Source organism: Streptomyces sp. A0958 (assembly GCF_004795035.1).
Classification (GTDB): domain Bacteria; phylum Actinomycetota; class Actinomycetes; order Streptomycetales; family Streptomycetaceae; genus Streptomyces.
The window spans coordinates 68,741-82,518 of the sequence record NZ_SSBK01000009.1; the positions used below are offsets into that span (position 1 = coordinate 68,741).

Below are 13,778 nucleotides of genomic sequence, written 5' to 3' on the forward strand. Positions count from 1 at the left end.
GGTCGGGAGCTTTAGACTCGGACAGCGATGAGCAGCCTCTTTGACGACAGTTTCCTGGCCGGCCTCCAGCACGAGGAGGAAGGGCCCCCGCCGCCCCCCGAGGGCTCCGCACCCGAAGCGGTGCCGGAGGACCTCTTCGCGGGCGTGTTCGACGGGCCCCCGCCGCCCCGCGACGCGTACTACCGCGACGGCGCCCACCGCCCGGTCATCGACCCCGCGGCGCTGCTCGACGGGCTGAACACCGAGCAGCGCGCCGCCGTCGTGCACGCCGGTTCCCCGCTGCTCATCGTCGCCGGCGCCGGCTCCGGCAAGACCCGGGTGCTGACCCATCGCATCGCCCACCTCCTGGCCGAGCGCGGCGTGCACCCCGGCCAGATCCTGGCGATCACCTTCACCAACAAGGCCGCCGGCGAGATGAAGGAGCGCGTCGAGCAGCTGGTCGGGCCCCGGGCCAACGCCATGTGGGTCATGACCTTCCACAGCGCGTGCGTACGCATCCTGCGCCGCGAGTCGAAGAAGCTCGGCTTCACCTCCTCGTTCTCGATCTACGACGCGGCCGACTCCAAGCGGCTGATGGCCCTGGTCTGCCGCGACCTGGAGCTGGACCCGAAGCGCTACCCGCCGAAGTCGTTCACCGCCAAGGTCTCCAACCTCAAGAACGAGCTCATCGACGAGGAGACCTTCGCGGGTCAGGCAACCGACGGCTTCGAGAAGACCCTCGCCCAGGCGTACGCGATGTACCAGGCCCGGCTGCGCGAGGCCAACGCGCTGGACTTCGACGACATCATCATGACCACGGTCCACCTGCTCCAGGCCTTCCCCGACGTCGCCGAGCACTACCGCCGCCGCTTCCGGCACGTCCTGGTCGACGAGTACCAGGACACCAACCACGCGCAGTACACGCTCGTACGGGAGCTGGTCGGCCCGGCCGGTCCCGAGGACGCCCCCGCCGAGCTGTGCGTCGTGGGTGACGCGGACCAGTCGATCTACGCCTTCCGGGGCGCGACCATCCGCAACATCCTCCAGTTCGAGGAGGACTACCCGGACGCGACGACGATCCTGCTGGAGCAGAACTACCGCTCCACCCAGACGATCCTGTCCGCCGCCAACGCGGTCATCGAGCGCAACGAGAGCCGCCGCCCCAAGAACCTGTGGACCAACGCCGGAACCGGCGCCCGCATCACCGGTTACGTCGCGGACACCGAGCACGACGAGGCGCAGTTCGTCGCCGAGGAGATCGACCGCCTCACCGACGCGGGCGACGCCAAGGCCGGCGACGTCGCCGTCTTCTACCGGACGAACGCGCAGTCCCGTGTCTTCGAGGAGATCTTCATCCGCGTCGGCCTGCCCTACAAGGTCGTCGGCGGCGTGCGCTTCTACGAGCGCAAGGAGGTCCGGGACGTCCTGGCCTACCTCCGGGTCCTCGCCAACCCCGAGGACACCGTCCCGCTCCGCCGCATCCTGAACGTCCCCAAGCGCGGCATCGGCGACCGGGCCGAGGCGATGATCGACGCCCTGTCCCTGCGCGAGAAGATCACCTTCCCGCAGGCGCTGCGCCGCGTGGACGAGGCGTACGGCATGGCCGCCCGCTCCGCCAACGCCGTGAAGCGGTTCAACACGCTGATGGAGGAGCTGCGCACGGTCGTGGAGTCCGGGGCCGGACCGGCCGTGGTGCTGGAAGCGGTCCTGGAGCGTACGGGGTACCTCGCCGAGCTCCAGGCGTCCACCGACCCGCAGGACGAGACCCGCATCGAGAACCTTCAGGAGCTGGCCGCCGTCGCGCTCGAATTCGAGCAGGAGCGCGGCGAGGAGGAGGGCGCGGGCACCCTCGCGGAGTTCCTGGAGAAGGTGGCGCTCGTCGCCGACTCCGACCAGATCCCCGACGAGGACGCCGACGGCTCCGGCGTCATCACGCTGATGACCCTTCACACGGCGAAGGGCCTCGAATTCCCGGTGGTCTTCCTGACCGGCATGGAGGACGGCGTCTTCCCGCACATGCGGGCGCTGGGCCAGGTCAAGGAGCTGGAGGAGGAGCGCCGGCTCGCGTACGTCGGCATCACCCGCGCCCGTGAGCGGCTGTATCTGACCCGGGCGGCCATGCGCAGCGCCTGGGGGCAGCCCTCGTACAATCCGCCGTCGCGGTTCCTGGAGGAGATCCCGGACCAGCACCTGGAGTGGAAGCGCAAGGGCCCGATGGCCGCCCCGGCGGGGCCCACGTCGGGCATCACCTCGTCGCTCTCCGCCTCCCGCGCCCGCTCCGGCCCGTCGGGCTTCGCGACCCGGCGGGCCTCGGACAAGCCGACGATCACCCTGGTGGCCGGCGACCGGGTCACCCACGACCAGTTCGGTCTGGGCACGGTGACGGCGGTCGAGGGCGTCGGCGACCAGGCGAAGGCCACGGTCGACTTCGGCGACGACCGGCCGAAGAAGCTGCTCCTGCGGTACGCGCCGGTGCAGAAGCTCTGAGGCGCGCGTGACGGCCGGGGCCCCTGGGGCTCCGGCCGCCGGGCGGTTAGCTGCTCAGGTGGGGTTGACGCCGTGGCTGCGGAGCCAGGGCAGCGGGTCGATGGCCGCGCCGCCGCCGGGCCGCACCTCGAAGTGCATGTGCGGGCCGGTCGAGTTCCCGGAGCTCCCGGAGTACGCGATGACGTCGCCCGCCTTGACCTGGCCCGAGCGGATACGGGTGCTGCTGAGGTGGCAGTACCAGGTCTCGGTGCCGTCGGCCATGGTCACGATGGCCATGTTCCCGTAGGCGCTGTTGTACTGCGTACGGACGGTGCCGTCGGTCGCGGCCATCACCGGGGTGCCGTACTGGACCGGGAAGTCGATGCCCGTGTGCACGGACATCCAGTTGACGCCCGCCTGGCCGAAGTACGCGCTCAGCCCGTGCTGCTTGACCGGCATCACGTACTTGGGGCGCAGTGCCTCCTTGCGGGCCGCCTCCGCCTCGCGCTTCTTCTTCTCGGCGGCCTGCCGCTCCTTGAGGTCGATGCGCTCCTGGGTGCGGCTGGCGCGGTCCGCGAAGTTCTCCGCGTCGGCGCTGAGGTTGGCGAGCCGGGTGTCCAGTTCGTTGTTGGCCGCGACCGGCTTGACCGTGCCGGGGTCGGCGGCGGCCATCGTCGTGGGCGCGTCCTTCTTCGTCTCGTCTCCGCCCATGCCGCTCACGGAGGCGGCGGCGATCCCGGCCACGCTCATCACGCAGGCGGAGGGAACGGCGACGGTGAGGAGTGCGGAACGCTTGGCGGGCGAACGCCTGCGGCTGCGGCCACCGCTGCGGGTGACGGGCCGGCCGGAGGGGTGGTGCGCGTCGACCGGGGCGAGGTCGGGATGCTCGGCGGGGTCGGTGCTGGGGCCGGGGCCGGGGTCTGTGTCGAGGTCTGTGTCGAGGTCCGGCTCGGGGTGGTCGGCCGCTTCGGCGGCCTCGGCGATCCGGTAGGGCTCGTACGGGTCGTAGGAGCCGTGCTCGTACGTCTCGTATGCCTCGTGTGTCTCGTGCGCCTGGTACGTGTCGTGTGCCTCGTACGTGTCTGCCCGGGGGGTCTGTTCGGCTTCGTTCGAGGCGGTCAGGTTTTGCACATTTTGCTGTTGCTGCTCGGGCGTGGCGCCGGTGTTCCAGGCGGTGGCGTCGTACGCGCCGCTGTCGTACGTGCCGGTGTCGTACGCCGCCGTGCCGTACGACCCGGTGTCGTCGGCCGACCACGGGGAAGCGGTGTTCCAGGCGGTGGTGTCCCATTGGCCGGAGGAGTCCGGGGCGCCGCCCTGGGTGGGGATGCCGGGGGCGTAGCCCTCCGTCGGCAGCCAGGTGGCGGTGGTGTCGTACGAGGGGGAGGCGTCGTACCGCGGGTGCTGCTGGGCCTGGTCGGCGTAGGCCGGGTAGCCGGTGAGGTGGCTGTACTCGGCGGCCTGGTGAGCGCCGGTGTCCGTGTCCCACTGGCTGGAGTCGTACGAGCCGCTGTATCCGGCCTGTCCGCCGGTGTACGGGATGCCGTAGCCCCCCGCGGTGTCGTACGAGCCGTCGTAGGTGCCGGGGAGGGAGCCGAAGAGCGGGTCACTGTCGAAGCTGCCCGTGGGGTGGCCGTCGTGTCCGGCATACCCGGCGTGGGGGTGCTGGTCGTTCACCAACTTCTCTCTCGCCTCGGCAGCAGGACCAGACCGGGGCGTGGGGACCCCGGGGCTAAGCAGTGGCCGCGACTGTACCCGGCGGTATCCGCCGCCGACAATCTTCGACGGCCCCACGGCGCTCGGGAAAACGGGCAATCGGCCGTCTTTCGACGGAGCCCGCACAGAGCCTTGGCTCTACGTTCGAAATCTGTTCGGTTTCAGGCCGCGGAGGCCGGGCCGGCGGCCCCGTGAGCGGGCTCCGGCGCGTCGAGCGCCTGCCGTACGGCGGCCGCCACGGCCGGGTGCACCGGCGGCGCGAGGTGCCCGATGCCGCTGACGCGTACGCTCACCGCGTCGTGGTCCGGATGGTCGACGCGGGCCGCCTCGGGCGGGACGATCACCCGGTCCAGCTAGCTCCAGGAGCTGACGAACCGGGCACGGCAGCCGCGGACGGTGCCCGTACCACCGTGCCGTGCGGCTGACGGCGCGGTGGTACGGCGACCTGATGCGGCTCCCCGGGCGCCCGGTCCCGGCGCCCGTGAACAATGTCCCACGTGTGATTTCCCCCTCCCGGTCCACCGCGAAACGGTGGCTTGCGGGATGCTGTGGATAACGTTCGTTCACATCCCCGGCCCTTCAGGCACGGGAGACGCATGTGGAGGCAGTGATGGGTGTGACCGGTCCGATCCGTGTGGTGGTGGCCAAGCCGGGCCTCGACGGCCATGACCGCGGGGCCAAGGTGATCGCGCGGGCGCTGCGGGACGCCGGTATGGAGGTCATCTACACGGGGCTCCACCAGACGCCCGAGCAGATCGTGGACACCGCCATCCAGGAGGACGCCGACGCGATCGGCCTCTCGATCCTCTCGGGCGCCCACAACACGCTGTTCGCGAAGGTGATCGAGCTGCTGAAGGAGCGCGAGGCGGAGGACATCAAGGTCTTCGGCGGCGGCATCATCCCGGAGGCGGACATCGCACCCCTGAAGGAGCAGGGCGTCGCGGAGATCTTCACCCCCGGAGCGACGACCACCGCGATCGTCGACTGGGTCAACGCGAACGTCCGCCACCCGGCCGAGGCCTGAGCGGAGCGGCGCCCGGTGCCCGGCGCCCGCGGTTTCCGGCGGGTCTCGTGGCGGGCCGGCGGGTCTCGTGGCGGGGGTGGGGGCCGTCCACCCCCCGGCCCCGCAACCTCACCCCGCAACCTCATCCCTCCGGGGCCGGGGCCAGCTCGTCGTCCATCGTGGCGCGCAGGCGCAGCGTGGAGACCAGGCGTTGGAACGCCTCCGACCAGTAGCCGTTCGCGCCGGGGGAGGCGTCCGCGGGCTCGGCGGGCGTGGTGGTCAGGACCTCCAGCCGGTGCGCTTCGGCCGGGGCGAGGCAGCGTTCGGCGAGGCCCATGACACCGCTGAAGCTCCACGGATAGCTGCCCGCGTCCCGGGCTATGTCGAGGGCGTCGACCACGGAACGTCCGAGCGGCTCCGCCCACGGCACCGGGCAGACCCCGAGCAGCTGGAACGCCTCCGACAATCCGTGCGCGGCGACGAAGCCGGCCACCCAGCTCGCGCGTTCCCCCGGGGGCAGCACGGCCAGGAGCTTCGCCCGCTCGGCGAGCGACGCCGTACCGGGGCCGTTCGACGGGGGCGTCGACGGCGGACCGAGCAGGGCCCGCGCCCACTCCGCGTCGTGCTGCCGCACCGCCGCCCGGCACCAGGCCGCGTGCAGTTCCTCGCCCCAGCCGTCCGCGACGGGCAGCGCCACGATCTCGTCCGCGCCGCGCCCGCCGAACCGCGCCGGCCAGACGGAGAGCGGGGACGCCTCCACCAACTGGCCCAGCCACCAGGACCGTTCGCCCCGGCCGGACGGGGGGAGCGCCACCACCCCGTCGCGCTGCATCTGCGCATCGCACTCGTGCGGCGCCTCCACCGCAACGAACGGCTCGTCGCCGGTCAGCCCAGGGCTCACGCAGGACAGCGCACGGTCCGCCATCCGGTGGGCGAGCGCCGAACCGGGCAGCGCGGACAGCAGCTCGGCGGCGGTCGCCCGTACATTGCGGCTGCGGTCCGCGAGCGCCTGCTCCAGGAACTCCTCGTCCGCGCCGGACAGCCCGGTGCGCAGTGAGTCGACGAACATCAGTCGGTCCTCGGCCCGTTCCGTCTTCCAGGTGGTGGCGAGCAGCGCGCGGGCGGCGTCCGCGTCCCGCGCCCGTACGGCTCCGAGCAGCGCGACCCGCTCCGCGAACAGGCCCTCCTCCCAGAGCCGTCGCACCGCTTCCGGGTCGGTGAGGGTCGGCAGCAGCGCACTTCCGGACGCGCCGCGCAGCGCGAACTTCCACTCCGGGTTCAGCCCGGCCAGCCACAGCCCGCGCGGCCCCGCGAACTCCAGGGCCTGGGGCCGCAGATCGGTCCGGGCCCTGGCCGCGTCCAGCAGGGCGGGCAGGGTGGAGTCGGGCGCCCGGTAGCCGTGCTGGTTGGCGGTGGCCAGCCACTGCGGGATGAGCTCCGTCAGGTCGGGGGCCGTACCGCGTCTGCCGCCGGAACCGCCTGCCGCGGCCCGGTCCGCGAGGAGCTGCGCCAGCCTGCCGCGGGCGGCCTCGGGCAGGGTCGGCCGGGGGTCGTCGGGTGCCGGTGCGGGCCGGGGGGACGCGGCGGCGGGCAGAAGTCCGGCCCGGCGCCGAACGGTGTGCAGGGCGGCGGCGTCCAGCAGGGCCGACGCCGCGCGGTCCGGGCCCGCGCCCGAAGCCGCCCCGGGCGGGCGGCGGTCCGTGCCGAGCAGCGCCGAGGTGACCAGGTCCTCCCACGGCGTGGCCGCGAGCCCATCGGCGAGTCCCCCGGACGTGGACGTGGACGTGGACGGGGTCGGGGTCGGGGACGGGGATGCGGACGGGGACGTTGCAGAGGAAGCGGACGTGGACGTGGACGCGGCGGGTGTGGTGGGTGCAGCGGTGCGGGGCATCGCGCCTCCTTGGGGAGTCAGATGAGCGGTACGGTCTCGACGCCGGCGGGCCCCGCGTGCGGGGACGCCGCGGTCCCGGACCCGACCGGGGCGGGCGCGGCGGGCCAGGCGGCGAGCGGGTCGAAGCCGCGGTGGCCGCACTCGCCGAAGACGGTGAGCGGCCCGCCGCCCGAGACCGCGACGAGCTTCCAGAGCGCCGGCCGGGACAGCGCGGCGGCGGCGACGGGCAGCGCCTCACGGCCCTGCGCGTCCACCAGCTGCCAGCCGTCCGCGGCCGGCACGGGTATGACGTCGCGCAAGGTCACCGGCCAGGACTCCAGCCACGGATCGTCGCCCAGGGCCCGCCCGTACGCGGTGATCGCCTCGGTGACCGGCACCCCTGGCGGGGGCGTACCGGCAGGCTCGGGCACACCGAACCGCTCGCCCAGCTCGGCCCGCAGCTGCCCGGACCCCGGATGGGGCGTCAGCTCGGCGTCGATGGTGACCCCCACGGGCAGGGCCTGCCCCGGGGAGCGCCCGGCCGCCCCGAAGGACAGCAGCAGCGCCGTACGGCCCGATTCCCTGCCGTACAGCCAGATACGGCGGGTGACGATCTTGCCCTCGGGGGTGTCGTACTGGGCGAGGACCAGCCAGCGGTCGCGGACCGGCGGTCCCTCCGCGGAGGCCGGCAGGCCCACGCGGGTGCGGACCGTGGCCGCCAGCGGCTGCGGCAGCCGGTCGAGGCCCAGCCAGGCCGTGTCCAGCAGATGGAGCAGCGCGCACTCCTCCAACAGCCGCACCGGCCAGCCGGGGCCGGACGACGCGACGGCCCCCAGCTCCCGCACCCGGCCCGCAAGACCCGGCGCCTGCGCGTCGACCATGCGGGCCGCCGTCTCCTCCCACAGCCCGTACCCCGCCTGCTCGGCCGCGGCGAGACCACCGCGCAGCAGGTCGGTCAGCCGCTGCTCCAGCTCCCGCGCACCGCCCCCGATCCGCTCCGCGCGCTTCTGCGCACGCTTGCGCGCGGCGGCCGGGTCGGCGGGCCCGCCCGCCCCGCCGCCACCCCCGGCGGGGCGCGCCTTCGCCTCCGCGCGGGCGCGGCGGCCGGCCAGCCACTCCTCGGCCCAGCCCGGCGCAGTCCCGGGGGGCACGGCCGTGTCGTCGTCCGCGGCGCGGAGCAGCAGCAGGCCCAGCGCGTGCTTGCACGGGAACTTCCGGCTGGGGCAACTGCACCGGTACGCGGGGCCGGTGGTGTCGATCACCGTCCGGTACGGCTTGCTGCCGCTCCCCCTGCACAGCCCCCACACCGCACCCGTGCCGTCCCACCCGGTGTCCGACCAGGAGCCGGGCGCACCGAGCTTGTTCCCCGCCTTGCGTGAGGCGTCGTCAGGAGCCAGGGCCAGTACCTGCTCCACCGTCCAGCGCGCCGTGGGAGCAGCGGCGCCCAAGGGTTCTCCCCCGTCAGTCAGCAGCATGCCAACGACGTTAGGCCGCCCCACTGACAATCGCCCTGACCTGCGCAAAGGTTGATTGTCAGTGCCATGGTGCACGGTGGGAACCACACCAGGCCGAACGATCTGGAGGGGGACCATGACCGTGTCCGAAACCACCGAAGCCACCGCCGGCGAGGCCCTGCGCCCGCATGCCGAGGACGCCTTCGCCGACGAGCTGAAGGCGCTCGCCGCCGCCGACGACCGGCCGCGCCCCGAGCGTTGGCGCCTGTCGCCCTGGGCCGTCGCCACGTACCTGCTCGGCGGCACCCTGCCCGACGGCACCGTCATCACACCCAAGTACGTGGGCCCGCGCCGCCTCGTCGAGGTCGCCGTCACCACGCTCGCCACCGACCGGGCGCTGCTGCTCCTCGGCGTCCCCGGCACCGCCAAGACCTGGGTCTCCGAACACCTGGCGGCCGCCGTCAGCGGCGACTCGACGCTGCTCGTCCAGGGCACGGCGGGCACACCCGAGGAAGCCGTCCGCTACGGGTGGAACTACGCGCAGTTGCTCGCGCACGGCCCCAGCCGCGACGCGCTGGTCCCCAGCCCGCTGATGCGCGCCATGTCCCAGGGCATGACCGCCCGCATCGAGGAACTGACCCGCATCCCCGCCGACGTGCAGGACTCGCTGATCACGATCCTCTCGGAGAAGACGCTGCCCCTGCCCGAGCTGGGCCAGGAGGTCCAGGCGGTGCGCGGGTTCAACGTCATCGCCACGGCCAACGACCGCGACCGCGGGGTCAACGAGCTGTCCAGCGCGCTGCGCCGCCGGTTCAACACGGTGGTGCTGCCGCTGCCGGCCACCCCGGACGCGGAGGTCGACATCGTCTCCCGGCGCGTCGACCAGGTCGGACGCTCGCTCGACCTGCCGCCCGCGCCCGACGGCCTCGCGGAGATCCGTCGCGTGGTCACGGTCTTCCGCGAACTGCGCGACGGCGTCACCGTCGACGGCCGCACCAAGCTCAAGTCCCCCTCGGGGACGCTGTCCACGGCCGAGGCGATCTCCGTCGTCACCAACGGCCTCGCCCTCGCCGCCCACTTCGGGGACGGCGTGCTGCGCCCGGGGGACGTCGCGGCCGGCATCCTCGGCGCGGTCGTCCGCGACCCGGCGGCCGACCGGGTTGTGTGGCAGGAGTACCTGGAGACCGTGGTGCGGGAGCGGGACGGCTGGAAGGACTTCTACCGCGCCTGCCGGGAGGCGTCCGTATGACCGGCGCCCGCGCTTCGGGGCCGCTGCTGCTGGGGGTGCGGCACCACGGCCCCGGCTCCGCCCGCGCCGTCCGCGCCGCCCTGGAAGCGGCCCGCCCGCAGGCGGTGCTCATCGAGGGCCCGCCCGAGGGCGACGCGCTCCTGACACTCGCGGCCGACGAGCGGATGCGGCCCCCCGTCGCCCTGCTCGCCCATGCGGTGGACGACCCGGGGCGGGCCGCGTTCTGGCCGTTCGCCGAGTTCTCCCCCGAGTGGGTCGCGATCCGCTGGGCGCTGGCGCGGGACGTCCCCGTCCGCTTCATCGACCTGCCCGCGGCGCACTCGCTGGCCATGGAGCAGGCGGAGGCGGACCGGGGCGAAGCCCCCGAGGAGGAGGACGGCCCGCCCGTCGCCGTGCCCGTCGACCCGATCCGGGTGCTGGCCGAGACCGCGGGGTACGACGACCCCGAGCGCTGGTGGGAGGACGTCGTCGAACACCGTGCGTCGGGCAGCGGGGAGACGGCCGACCCGTTGGCCGCGTTCGCCGCGCTCGGCGAGGCGATGACCGCCCTGCGCGAGGTGTACGGGGACGGCGGGCATCCCCGGGACGCGGTCCGCGAGGCGTACATGCGCATCCAGCTGCGCACTGCGGCTAAGGAGTTCGGCGGCGACTTCGCCGTCGTCTGCGGTGCCTGGCATGTGCCCGCCCTGCTTACGCGCACGACCCTCACCGCCGACCGGTCCCTGCTCAAGGGGCTCCCCAAGGCCAAGGCCGAACTGACCTGGGTGCCGTGGACCCACCAGCGGCTCGCCCGGCACAGCGGATACGGGGCCGGGATCGAGTCGCCCGGCTGGTACCAGCACCTCTTCGCCGCCCCGGACCGCCCGATCGAGCGCTGGATGACGAAGGTCGCCGGACTCCTGCGCGACGAGGACCGGTTCGTCTCCTCCGCCCATGTCATCGAGGCGGTCCGGCTCGCCGAGACGCTCGCCGCGATGCGCGGCCGGCCGCTCGCCGGGCTGAGCGAGACGACCGACGCGATCCGGGCCGTCATGTGCGAGGGCTCCGACGTGCCGCTCGCGCTCGTCCGGGACCGCCTCGTCGTCGGCGGAACGCTGGGCGAGGTCCCCGACACCGCCCCCGCAGTCCCTCTGCAACGCGACCTGACCCGGCAGCAGCGCACCCTCCGCCTCAGACCGGAGGCGGACGAGCGGGAGATGGAGCTCGACCTCCGCAAGGACACCGACGCCTCCCGCAGCCGGCTGCTGCACCGGCTGCGCCTCCTCGGCGTCGGCTGGGGCGAACCCGCCGCCGGCCGGGGGAGCACCGGCACCTTCCGGGAGAGCTGGCGGCTGCGCTGGGAGCCCGAGCTGTACGTGCGCGTCGCGGAGGCGGGCGTCTGGGGCACCACCGTGCTCTCCGCCGCCACCGCCCGCGCCGAGTCGGACGCCCTGGCCGCCACCGCGCTCGCCGAGGTGACCGCCCTGGCCGAGCGCTGCCTGCTGGCCGACCTGCCCGACGCGCTGCCCGTCGTGATGCGGGCCCTCGCCGACCGCGCCGCGCTCGACGCCGACGTCGGCCACCTCGCCGACGCCCTGCCCGCCCTGGCCCGGACCCTGCGCTACGGAGACGTCCGCTCCACGGACACCACCGCCCTCGGCGAGGTCGCGGCCGGCCTCGCGGAACGCATCTGCGTCGGCCTGCCCCCCGCCTGCACCGGGCTCGACACCGACGGGGCCGAGGCGCTGCGCCGCCAGGTGGACGGCGTCCACACGGCGATCGGGCTGCTCGCCGGCGCCGTCCCGGAGAACGCGGACGGGCTGCGCGAGCGCTGGCGGGCGGTGCTCCACAAGCTCGCCGTCCGGGACGCGGTCGCGGGCGTGATCCGCGGGCGGGCCGCCCGGCTGCTCCTGGACGACGGACACCTCGACCAGGACGCCGCCGCCCGGCTGATGGGCCTCGCCCTCTCACCGGGCACACTGCCGGCCGATGCCGCCGCCTGGATCGAGGGCTTCGTCGGCGGGGCGGCCGGCGGCGGCATGCTCCTCGTCCACGACGAACGGCTGCTCGCCCTTGTCGATTCCTGGCTCACCGGTGTCCCCGCCGACACCTTCACCGACGTACTGCCCCTGCTGCGCCGCACGTTCTCGGCGTACGAGTCGGGCGTCCGGCGCACGCTGGGCGAGCTCGTCCGGCGCGGCCCGGCCCCCGCCGGAGCCCCGGGGAGCGGCCGGGCGGCGGGCGGCGGGACGACGGCCCCGGGCTTCGGCCCGGCCCTGGACACGGCCCGTGCGGACGCGGTCGTCCCGGTCCTGCGTCTCCTGCTCGGCCTGGACGCGCGGGCGGAGAAGGAGGAGGCGGAGGGGCCGGCGGGCCGCCAGGCATCCGCCCATCACGACGACCGACACCTGGGGGAAACGGCATGACGACGACCACCGGCACGGCAGCCTCCGCGACCACCGCCTCCGGAACGCCGCCCGCCCCCGCCACCTCGGCCCCCGGCGCCTCGGCTACCGGCACCACCGCCACCCCGGCCGCCGCCCCCGCCACCACGGCTACCGCCACCACCGCCACCTCGGCCGCCGCCCCCGGCGCCTCGGCTACCGCCACCACCGCCACCTCGGCCGCCGCCCCCGGCGCCTCGGCTACCGGCACCACCGCCACCACCGCCGCCCCGGCCCCCGCCCCCGGCACCACAGCGCCCAAGACCACAGCCCCCCGCCCCACTACCGCCGCCCACGACGAGCGGTTGCGGCGCTGGCGTCTGGTGCTGGGGCCGGACAGCGCCGAGAGCACCGGCCGCACCCTCACCGGGCGCGACGCCGCGATGGACGGGGCGCTGACCGCGCTCTACGAGAACGGGAACGGGGGACGGCCCGGCGGCCGGGGCGGCGGCGGGCGGTCGGCCGGACTCGGCGCCTCCGCCCCGTCCGTGGCCCGCTGGCTCGGTGACATCCGCACGTACTTCCCCAGCTCCGTCGTGCAGGTCATGCAGCGCGACGCCATATACCGCCTCGGTCTCTCCGCACTCCTGCTCGAACCGGAGATGCTGGAGGCCGTCGAGGCGGACGTCCACCTCGTCGGCACGCTGCTCTCCCTCAACAAGGCGATGCCCGAGACGACGAAGGAGACGGCACGCGCCGTGGTCCGCAAGGTCGTGGAGCAACTGGAGAAGCGGCTCACCACCCGCACCCGGGCCACCCTCACGGGCGCGCTCGACCGCTCGGCGAAGGTCGCCCGCCCCCGCCACCACGACATCGACTGGGACCGCACCATCCGGGCCAACCTCAAGAACTACCTGGAGCTGCCCGGCCGGGACGGTGCCGGGACGGTCGTCCCCGAGCGGCTCATCGGCTACGGGCGGGCCGCGCAGTCCGTGAAGAAGGACGTCATCCTCTGCATCGACCAGTCGGGTTCGATGGCGGCCTCCGTGGTCTACGCGTCGGTGTTCGGAGCGGTGCTCGCCTCGATGCGCGCCCTGCGGACCCGGCTCGTCGTGTTCGACACGGCGGTGGTCGACCTCACCGACCAGCTGGACGACCCCGTGGACGTCCTGTTCGGCACCCAGCTCGGCGGCGGCACCGACATCAACCGGGCCCTGGCCTACTGCCAGTCCCGGATCACCCGGCCGGCCGACACCGTCGTCGTGCTCATCAGCGACCTCTACGAGGGCGGCATCCGCAACGAGATGCTGAAGCGGGTCGCCGCGATGAAGGCGTCCGGCGTGCAGTTCGTGACGCTGCTCGCCCTCTCCGACGAGGGCGCCCCGGCCTACGACCGCGACCACGCGGCGGCCCTCTCTGCGCTGGGCGCCCCCGCCTTCGCCTGCACGCCGGACCTCTTCCCGGACGTGATGGCGGCCGCGATCGAGAAGCGACCGCTGCCGATACCCGACAAGGACCCCGCCTGACGAGGCGCCCACCGCCCCACCAGCGTGATTCTGTGACCGCGATCCGCGATTCTGTGACCGTAATCACCGCCCAGGTGCTATCTGCGATTTAGGGTCACGCGGGGCGCGGGGATAACCTGCGAGATGGACATGCCGCGTATTCGGTCACCGTGTGC

Annotated in this window: 8 protein-coding genes and 1 pseudogene; 5 read left to right on the forward strand and 4 right to left on the reverse strand. The window is 74.0% G+C overall.

Features of this window, described 5'->3' with window-relative positions; translation table 11 throughout:
• The first annotated feature begins 27 nt into the window (after nucleotides 1–27).
• Nucleotides 28–2,466, forward strand: coding sequence for a DNA helicase PcrA (gene pcrA, locus E6P78_RS12375; RefSeq protein WP_136203610.1), 2,439 nt, complete (start codon nucleotides 28–30; stop codon nucleotides 2,464–2,466).
• A gap of 54 nt (nucleotides 2,467–2,520) precedes the next feature.
• On the opposite strand, the gene E6P78_RS12380 is transcribed toward pcrA, so the two are convergent.
• Nucleotides 2,521–4,119 carry a M23 family metallopeptidase gene (locus E6P78_RS12380; protein WP_136203611.1) on the reverse strand — a complete coding sequence of 533 codons (1,599 nt, stop codon included), beginning with the start codon at nucleotides 4,117–4,119 and terminating at the stop codon, nucleotides 2,521–2,523.
• Nucleotides 4,120–4,319: 200 nt separating this feature from the next.
• Nucleotides 4,320–4,547: pseudogene (locus E6P78_RS12385) on the reverse strand (lipase); the annotation flags it as partial.
• 221 nt (nucleotides 4,548–4,768) lie between these two features.
• Here E6P78_RS12385 and E6P78_RS12390 point away from each other — a divergent pair.
• Nucleotides 4,769–5,182, forward strand: coding sequence for a cobalamin B12-binding domain-containing protein (locus E6P78_RS12390; RefSeq protein ID WP_136203612.1), 414 nt, complete (start codon nucleotides 4,769–4,771; stop codon nucleotides 5,180–5,182).
• Between the two features lie 121 nt (nucleotides 5,183–5,303).
• Here E6P78_RS12390 and E6P78_RS12395 read toward each other — a convergent pair whose 3' ends face one another.
• Nucleotides 5,304–7,052 carry a DUF5691 domain-containing protein gene (locus tag E6P78_RS12395; protein WP_136203613.1) on the reverse strand — a complete coding sequence of 583 codons (1,749 nt, stop codon included), beginning with the start codon at nucleotides 7,050–7,052 and terminating at the stop codon, nucleotides 5,304–5,306.
• A gap of 17 nt (nucleotides 7,053–7,069) precedes the next feature.
• Complete coding sequence (locus E6P78_RS12400; RefSeq protein WP_240799169.1) at nucleotides 7,070–8,506, reverse strand: SWIM zinc finger family protein; 1,437 nt, start codon at nucleotides 8,504–8,506, stop codon at nucleotides 7,070–7,072.
• Between the two features lie 115 nt (nucleotides 8,507–8,621).
• Between E6P78_RS12400 and E6P78_RS12405 the strand changes: the two genes are divergently transcribed.
• The 3 genes from E6P78_RS12405 to E6P78_RS12420 are packed head-to-tail and all read left to right on the forward strand — an operon-like array spanning nucleotide 8,622 to nucleotide 13,623.
• Complete coding sequence (locus E6P78_RS12405; RefSeq protein ID WP_136203614.1) at nucleotides 8,622–9,734, forward strand: AAA family ATPase; 1,113 nt, start codon at nucleotides 8,622–8,624, stop codon at nucleotides 9,732–9,734.
• A complete protein-coding gene (locus E6P78_RS12410; protein WP_136203615.1) occupies nucleotides 9,731–12,139 on the forward strand; it encodes a DUF5682 family protein in 2,409 nt (802 codons plus the stop codon). Before E6P78_RS12405 ends, E6P78_RS12410 begins: the two co-directional genes overlap by 4 nt.
• The gene (locus tag E6P78_RS12420) at nucleotides 12,136–13,623 is read left to right on the forward strand and encodes a VWA domain-containing protein (RefSeq protein ID WP_240799170.1); all 1,488 of its coding nucleotides are present in this window, start codon (nucleotides 12,136–12,138) and stop codon (nucleotides 13,621–13,623) included. Before E6P78_RS12410 ends, E6P78_RS12420 begins: the two co-directional genes overlap by 4 nt.
• Nucleotides 13,624–13,778: the final 155 nt, after the last annotated feature.